This is a genomic window from Lacticaseibacillus chiayiensis, from assembly GCF_004123795.1.
GTDB lineage: Bacteria > Bacillota > Bacilli > Lactobacillales > Lactobacillaceae > Lacticaseibacillus > Lacticaseibacillus chiayiensis.
Map to the genome: position 1 here is coordinate 1 of NZ_MSSM01000045.1, position 8117 is coordinate 8117.

Sequence of the window (8117 nt, forward strand, 5' to 3'; positions counted from 1 at the left end):
GCTCGTGTAGAATCTGTGCGGTATCAGCGTAATGGCTTCGTAAGACAAGTAGTTTGACCTCAGCTGACGGGTCTTACCGCGATTGAGTTCCCGACTGATAGTGCTCGGCGCCCGATGGAGACGAGCAGCAATCTTTCTAATGGAGAAGCCTTTCGTGTGATGAAGCCCCTCAATAACGCCGCGGTCTTCAGCGGTGAGTTGAGTGTAATGTCGAGTGCTGTTAAACTTGTCTTGGGTCATGAAGATATCACCTTTCCTGTAGTTTTAGACGCTTCAAGGATAGGTCTTCATGGCCTGTTTTGTTAAACCAATCTAATTGGATTGGTCTACTTCAACCGGTGTTGCACTTCGATTTTAAATCCGGCAGTTTTATGCACTTTGCCAACGTTGCGCGATGACGGGTAAATGGACTATGCTATTTGCAACCTACATATAAGGAGCGCGCGTATGACATTGCAACCACTAAATGAACAATTACCGGCGATTGAGGTCAGTGAAATCCGACAATTTGACGAAAGCGTCAGCCAAATTCCCGGCATTTTGAAACTGACTTTGGGCGAGCCTGATTTTAACACACCAGAACATGTTAAACAGGCAGGAATCAAAGCTATTCAGGAAAATTATTCGCATTACACCGGCATGGTCGGTGATCCTGAATTACGGGCAGCGGCCCAGCATTTTTTCAGGACTAAGTATGGAACGGATTATGACGCAGCTGATGAAATCCTGGTGACCGTGGGCGCAACCGAAGCCTTGGCAACGGCGATTACCACAATTAGTAATCCTGGCGACGCGATTCTGGTTCCTTCCCCCATTTATCCTGGCTACATCCCGCTTTTGACCTTGAATCATGTGACCCCAATTTATATCGACACTAGCAAAACTGATTTCGTATTGACACCGGAGCTTATCGAGGCCACCATTGCTGCCAACCCTGATGCCAAAATTAAGGGCATTATCCTGAATTACCCCAGCAATCCAACCGGCGTGACCTACCGTGCTGCAGAAGTTAAGGCCATCGCCTCGATCGCCGAAGCACACGATCTCTTTATTATCTGTGACGAAATTTATTCTGAGTTGACCTATGGCGCTACCCATATTTCAATGGGGCATTACGCGTACGACCGGACATTTGTCGTCAATGGCTTATCTAAATCCCACGCTATGACAGGCTGGCGCATCGGTTTCCTGATGGGTCCTCGTCACTTGATTGCTGAAGCAAAAAAAGTGCACCAGTATCTTGTCACCGCCGCTACCACCATTGCGCAACGTGCCGGTATCGAGGCCTTGACGAATGGTGCCGATGATGCCCAGGTCATGAAGGCAGCTTATCTCGAGCGACGCGATTTTGTTTATGCGGCCCTCATTCAAATGGGCTTCGAAGTCGCCCGCCCTGATGGTGCTTTCTACCTTTTCGCCAAAATTCCGGAACGGCTTCATTTACATTCTCGTGAATTTGCCCGAGCGCTAGCCAACGAACAGAAATTAGCCTTGATTTCCGGAACAGCATTCGGTCCTGGCGGTGAAGGCTACATTCGGATCAGTTATGCCGCCTCGATGGACGATCTTAAAGAAGCCGTCAAACGACTGCGCGCTTTCATTGCCAGCCGGGCTAACTGATTTTTGCAAAAAATAGCCTCCCTGAGCACAGCAACTTAAAAAGTGACGTTAGAAACCTGACCTTAAGGCGATCTCTAACGTCACTTTTAATTTGTCCAAATCGGTGGGCGCAAACCGCAGCGCAACACCTAATGTTCAGGAGACTTTATCCGACTTCTTGGGTGGTAATGTCATCGCAATGATGCCGCAAATCATGCCAAGATAATAAGTTAAGAAACGCCATAATAACATCCCTAACACCAGCTTGGACGGCGAGGCAACATACGTCGCAAACAGCGTCTTGAAACTGTATTCGGCACCGCCAGCACCGCCGGGAATCGGGAACAGGCTCACGATCATGACAATCATGACGTGCAGAACAATGACTTCAACAATGCTGACGTGATCAACCCCGAGTGCCAGAAGAACAAAATACGGCACCGCATAATAAAGCAATAGCTGCACCAACGTCAGTAAACAAGCCTTAATCACGCGCACTTTTTCCCGCTTTAAATGCAGGCTTTCTGCATAAAATGTGTCGATTTTATGATCAAGATCGCTCTGCATCGCCAGTTTTCTTTCCGGCTTCACAAACCAGCCAACTGGCACCATGATGAGTCTAACCAGCCGCTTAGTAAATTTGTAATAGTACATCACCATTAATAAACCGATAATCACGATCACATGAATGACAAAACCAAAGACGATAAATAAAGCCAGTGCGCCAAAATGCCTGGAAACCTGATCAAATCCGATGATCAACGTCAAGATGAAATTGATCAGCACCATAAATTGATATACCACAAACTTCATCAAAAGCACCGAACTCGCACGACCGGCCTCAACGCCGCTTTGCATTAACGCAAACAATTGAGCCGGCTGACCGCCAGAAGCCATTGGCGTAATCGCATTGAACAGCTGCTCGACAAGAGGGACTCGCAACGCCGTTTTAAAATCCAGTTTATCTGATCCGTTTTTTATGAAAATCTGGACGACAAGCGTTTCGACGATCCATGAGCCAAACATGAGCAAAAAGGCCACCAGCAACCACTTTAGATCAAGTGATAATAACTCGTGCACCAGTTTGGCACCATTTAAATCACGCGCTTCGTAAATAAAAATGCCGGCGCCAATCAGAACCATGATTAGGACGGCGAGTTTGTTCTTCCGTGTCATATAACTCCTCGGCTATTGTTTCCCTAACGCGGCTTGCTGCACGTAAAAATCGTGCCAGATTTTTTCAAGACGGCGTTCCGCATAGACTTGAGCCGCCTGATGACTTTTAGCCGCATAAGTTGCCAAAAGCTCCCGGTCATCCGCTAAGGCACGAATCCGCGCCTGCATATCATCGACATCAACCGCGGTAATGGCATAAGGGGTAATGATCTGCTGGTAAAGCTCAAGATCACGTACCATGACCGGCGTATCGGTTGCAAAAGCCTCAAGCACCGACATTGGAAACAGCTCTTCAAAAGACGGCAAAAGAAACAGGTCAGCCATGTTGTAGTAATCAATCATGGTTTCCCGCGGCATAATCCCAGTAAAGTCCAGATTAGCCGGAGCATTCGCTACTGCCTGCTTAAGCCGCTCATAGCCTTCAGTGATCCGGCCAAAAGAAAATCCCCCCGCCCACACAAATCGGAAGTCAGGATTCTGTTGAGCTAGTTTGATAAAGTCACCGACGCCTTTCCGATCCTGCACCTGACCAGCACCAAAAATCACAAAATCGCTGGGTTTAAAGCCATTCGTGTGCCGCAATGCCTGCCTTTTTTCAGTCGACACCGGATGAAACGTCCGTTGCGAAACAAAGTTCGGAATATACGTGACTTTCTGGGGACTAATGCCATAAGCTTCCAGTTTCGGGATGAAATTGGGATTGACCACGACCAATTCGTCCATCCGCTTATAAAAGGCGAGCGTATATTTGTCAAGCGTCCATCGCGCAATTCGCGGCAATTTTAAGCTTGCATCCAACGTGCTGGGAACAAAATGAACGAATCCAATTTTTCGACCTCTTTTTTTGGAAAAGGTCGAGGCGTAAAACCTAGGGTCAATTGTATGATAATGACTTATGTCGCTGCGCGTATAGCGATTCACATTGATTCGAAATTCATTGGCAAAATCGTGCTTCAGCAGCCCCATCAATTCTGTGTAAACTGCCCCCACGCCTTGCCCCGCCACTTTATTAGCAGACGAAAACATGTTAATAACGATCATAGCTAGCCTTTCATGGTCCGTTTACTCGTATTTTCATCGGTCCATGGCGCAGATTCATCAGTTTCGTTAGGCGAATAATGACTGATAACATCACGATAGAAATCAAGCACGCGATCACCGAAACGATCCGCAGAAATAGCAGCCAACTTTTCCGTCCTTGGTTTAGGATCGTCATAAGCGTTGGGATGCCGCAGATAATTCACAACTTGGTGAACCATTTCTGCTTTCGTTGAAAAAGTGGTGCCAAGTGCCGGATCATCAAGTAAATGATCGGTGTAATCGCCTGACAATGCCACTACCTTGCGATCTGCCGCCATGGCTTCAATGTAGGTTAACCCTTGGGATTCCGAATCACTTGCCGACACAAAAACATCGCCAACCCGGTAATAATCACCCACATCGTCATGATTGATTTCACCGGTAAACCGCACATGATCCGCAATTCCTAACTCAGCTGCTTGTGTCTCCAAATCTTCTCGCGCCGGGCCGTCACCGACAATTAAAAGAACAGCATCAGGAATCTGCGCCAAAATCGCCGGCATCGCGCTGATCACCTTATCGATCCGCTTCTCATAAGCAACCCGACTGAGTGAAATCAGTACCGGGACGTTAGCAAGACCCAACTTTTCACGAAGATGCGGATCTTTTTGTTCGGTAAACTGGGTTAAGTCAACCCCGGTCGGAATGATCTTAATCTGCGTTTTAACGCCATAGCGCCGCAATGTGCTATAAACCCGTTCAGACGGCGCAATCACACCACTGACGTGATAAAGAAAGGCACGCGTAAACTGCTTCACATGATATGGTTTTAGCAGATGGCCATTTAGAACATAGTGCAGGTAATCTTCATACATTGTGTGATAAGTATGGATGGTGGGAATCTTAAGTTGCTTAGCCACAAACTTGCCGATGTAACCCATTGAAAACTCGGTTTGCGTGTGGACAATATCCAAGTTCAATTCTTTAGCCACGGCATAAGCGTGAAACAACCCACGGACCGCAATTCGACGATCGGTAAAGGACACGAATGGCACACTTGTAAAACGGAATAAGTTGGGCTCGACAGCATCTTCTGGCACATGCGGGTCAGTGGTCGTAAAAATATAAACCTGATGACCCTTGCGTTCTAGATCGTCCTTCAAGGTCTTGATGGACGTCGCGACACCGCTGACTTGCGGAAAGTAGCTATCTGTAAAAATCCCGATATTCACCTGATCCCCTCCAGACGTCATTTGTTTAGTATAAGTATAAAGATAGGCTTAGCTAAATGCAATTTTCTCACAAACCTTTAGAATTATCTTACCTTGGCGTCAAATTGACCTCATCAGGCAAAAGTCGTAAGTTTTCCTGGCTGTTTTGTGAGGACTGGTGGCGCTAAGCTTTTTATAAACTATCTTTTTTATAAGTTGGCCATAGCATTTTTAATATCGGTCATTCAATCAATTATATTTTTCAGCCAGCTGTTCAGTGCGCTTGTTGTCATCAGATGGCGGCATTTTAACCTTGTCATGGACCCGAGCCGCTTTACGGAAATATTTGGAAGGCATGTGACTATTGATGCCTCAGAAATAGAAAACAATTGCTTCCCAGTATAATGACGCCAAAGTCCGCTGGATAGTGAATCCAATTTAACCCATTGAACTCGGCACTTCCAATTAACGAAATAACTGAAAGAAAGACCAGATAACCTAACATCCATGCTAATGTCTTCACCTGTTGCAGCGTCGAACGCCAGCCCGAACGCCATTGATAAAATAAATATGGCGAGATGCCTAAGAAGATGCCCCCGATAACTTCAACCGTGCTCGACCACTTTGCCCAATATGCTGCTAGTGAAGTCAAAAGAAACGTCAAGGGTACTAAGAAACACAGTATGGCCGACTTGACCGGCCGCTTAAATTTTAGTGCCATGTCACGTAACGATATAACAGTGACCGGCCATGTCAGGTAAGCAATCAGCGTCGCCGTGGAATTGACACTGGCTAAGGTCCCCAAGACGGGAAAATCGAAATAAATCAGGTGAATCGCGTTAACAGGGTAACCAACCAGTAGTCGAACAATGTAAAAATAATGATAAATGTAAAGATAACTAGCAATCCTTCCCGCGTGATCTTACCAGCATTTAAAAAACGTGTGTAAAACCGGCCCATCGCCATGGCCACGACGCCATATATTGAATCACCGCCACCGCTTCAATCAGCAGCAAAGTGACCAGCGAAATCCAGTTGGCCCACGAGGCAATCAAGCCAACCAGTGCACCCATGCGAATACCGAGCAAATTTGCTCATACTGCCAGATTCAGGAAACATGGTCCCTAGTTCGACTTAGTTATAGGCAATGACCCCAATCATGACACCGTCAATGATCCAGGAAAAATCGCCGCAGGGCCGGCAACTTCAGCCGCTTCCCACGATCCAAACAGCCAACTGGAACCGATCAACGATCCAAGATGCCAGCATCACTAACTGACACGGACCAATTTTCTTATTCTTTAATTTTGAAGTGATAACGCGAAACTTCCTTATAAAATGACTTTAATAATTTAACGCAGATATCGCTTTATGTAAAATAACCTTACTCGTAAGATACCACTGCAAACAAAACAACGGGGCTGTTGGCGAGTATCTGAAGTTTTTTCTGGTCTTTACGGAAATCAATCATTCCCCCTCATCTGAAACGGAAAATAAAATCGATCCATTCTCACATACCGATTTTGCTTTGACAATTGTTAATGCGGAATTTTACTGAAGCTTCAATTGGCAAGGTCACATTTACAAACGTTACCAATTCGGCATTAAATACGCGTGTTCTCATTTTTTAGCGAAAAAATAAGAAAATAATGATATTAATTTTACATTTCGAAAATAGCTATCTGTTCTCTCTTTTACGAGCATACAGGTAGTTAATTGGTTATAACTGAACAATTGTTCGCTATTCAATTGCAAACGTTTTATTGTAGAATGATGTTACTAGTAAATCGGGCAAGGAGGCGATATGAAACAAGTAGAAATAGAACTAATACGTGAAGCGGCAAACGATTCGACAGCGTTTGGTAAACTGTTCGCTCAGTATCGGCCATTGGTGTTAACGGTTTTAAAGCCTTATCATCTCAGAGACTTTTCATATGATGACTGGATGCAGGAGGCCAGGATTGCGATGCTTAAAGCCGTTGTTCGCTATGACGGCAGCAGCGGTTCGCAATTTGGCCCCTACTATCGGATGGTTTTAAAATCCCACCTGCGCTCGGTGTTGCGCAAACATTTTGCACATAAACGGCGAATTGACGCTAATGCTATTCCGGTCAACGACACATCACTCGAGTCTTTGCATGATCGCCTAGCAATTCGCTCAGTTGAAGACGGACTACTAATGCGCGTCGAATTCTTGCAGTTTCTGGAAAGTTTGTCACCCTTAGAGTATGAGGCGTTTGAGGCGGCCATTCTACATCCGTCCAAGAAGCCCATGCTTAATCGTTATCGACGCGCGTTGGAACGCGCTCGCGCGAAGATTCTGAAGTTCTCGCGGGAAGACGAGTAACAACAACTCCCTAAATTCCCGGGATTGCTGAAACACCACCACTGCCTTACCGTGATCGTTGACGACGGACACGGTAAGGCAATTTCGCGTGGTTTGAACTTATTTAGCTAGAAAACCGAGTTATAAGCTGATATTCAGTTCGAGGGGTACTTTTATATGCAGATTTCCGCAATGCTGAGAGTGGCATTAGTCCCCAGGTTGCCATAGGGACGAGCCTAATCAGGCTAATTTAGCAAGCCCTTTGATCAGTATGTTCTGCGCGGCATTGTGATCGCGAACGTGATGGGTATGGCATTTAGGACACGTCCATTCTCGATCAGCAAGCGTCAGCTTATCAGTGCCTTCGGTTCCCATTACGAAGTCTCAACGATGACAGGTTTGAGTGGTATTCCTAGGATTGACCGTTACAAACTGGCGACCATAAAGGTCAGCCTTGTAAGTTAGCATGCCTAAGAAGGTACGCCAGCCTACGTCTGCGATACTCATTGCCAAAGCATGATTTTTTTTAGTAAGTTCTTACTTCGCAATTCCTCTGCAACCACTAAATCGTGGTTCTTGATGAGTGTGGTTGAGACGTTGTGCAAGAAGTTCTTACGCCGATCTAGAACCCGTGCATGAATCTTAGCAACTACCAAGCGCTGTTTTTGGTAATTCTTACTGTTACGTAACGGCCGATGCTCTTTCTTTGCCCTTCGGGCACGGCGCGACAAAACACGTTGAGCCTTAGCCAGTCGTCCCTTAATCGTTCGATAGTGGCGCGGATT

At 46.1% G+C, this 8117-nt stretch carries 6 protein-coding genes and 2 pseudogenes; 2 read left to right on the top strand and 6 right to left on the bottom strand.

All coding sequences use genetic code 11. The annotated features are described in order from the left end of the window. Positions 1–240 (bottom strand): helix-turn-helix domain-containing protein (locus BVJ53_RS15400; RefSeq protein WP_158280587.1); only part of this gene is annotated, 240 nt, incomplete at its 3' end. Positions 241–447: 207 nt separating this feature from the next. Here BVJ53_RS15400 and BVJ53_RS13730 point away from each other — a divergent pair. Next, positions 448–1620, top strand: coding sequence for a pyridoxal phosphate-dependent aminotransferase (locus BVJ53_RS13730; protein ID WP_129302893.1), 1173 nt, complete (start codon positions 448–450; stop codon positions 1618–1620). Positions 1621–1755: 135 nt separating this feature from the next. On the opposite strand, the gene BVJ53_RS13735 is transcribed toward BVJ53_RS13730, so the two are convergent. The 4 genes and pseudogenes from BVJ53_RS13735 to BVJ53_RS13750 all read right to left on the bottom strand — a co-directional run bounded on the left by BVJ53_RS13735 (position 1756) and on the right by BVJ53_RS13750 (position 6275). Then, on the bottom strand, positions 1756–2775 hold the full coding sequence (locus BVJ53_RS13735) for a lysylphosphatidylglycerol synthase transmembrane domain-containing protein (RefSeq protein ID WP_129302894.1): 1020 nt from the start codon (positions 2773–2775) through the stop codon (positions 1756–1758). A 12-nt stretch (positions 2776–2787) separates the two neighbouring features. Then, positions 2788–3816: a glycosyltransferase family 4 protein gene (locus tag BVJ53_RS13740; protein ID WP_129302895.1), complete on the bottom strand. Its 1029-nt coding sequence runs from the start codon at positions 3814–3816 to the stop codon at positions 2788–2790. A 2-nt stretch (positions 3817–3818) separates the two neighbouring features. After that, entirely contained in the window at positions 3819–5027 is a 1209-nt protein-coding gene (locus BVJ53_RS13745) for a glycosyltransferase family 4 protein (protein ID WP_129302896.1), read from the bottom strand. Between the two features lie 228 nt (positions 5028–5255). Then, positions 5256–6275: pseudogene (locus tag BVJ53_RS13750) on the bottom strand (amino acid permease). A gap of 535 nt (positions 6276–6810) precedes the next feature. Between BVJ53_RS13750 and BVJ53_RS13755 the strand changes: the two are divergent. Next, on the top strand, positions 6811–7353 hold the full coding sequence (locus BVJ53_RS13755) for a sigma-70 family RNA polymerase sigma factor (protein WP_129302897.1): 543 nt from the start codon (positions 6811–6813) through the stop codon (positions 7351–7353). Between the two features lie 219 nt (positions 7354–7572). Here the strand turns inward: BVJ53_RS13755 and BVJ53_RS13760 are convergent. Then, positions 7573–8117, bottom strand: a pseudogene (locus BVJ53_RS13760) (RNA-guided endonuclease TnpB family protein); the annotation flags it as partial.

Coding starts and splice junctions, on each gene's coding strand:
- BVJ53_RS13730 (WP_129302893.1), top strand. CDS start 448: ATGACATTGCAACCACTAAATGAACAATTACCGGCGATTGAGGTCAGT.
- BVJ53_RS13735 (WP_129302894.1), bottom strand. CDS start 2,775: ATGACACGGAAGAACAAACTCGCCGTCCTAATCATGGTTCTGATTGGC.
- BVJ53_RS13740 (WP_129302895.1), bottom strand. CDS start 3,816: ATGATCGTTATTAACATGTTTTCGTCTGCTAATAAAGTGGCGGGGCAA.
- BVJ53_RS13755 (WP_129302897.1), top strand. CDS start 6,811: ATGAAACAAGTAGAAATAGAACTAATACGTGAAGCGGCAAACGATTCG.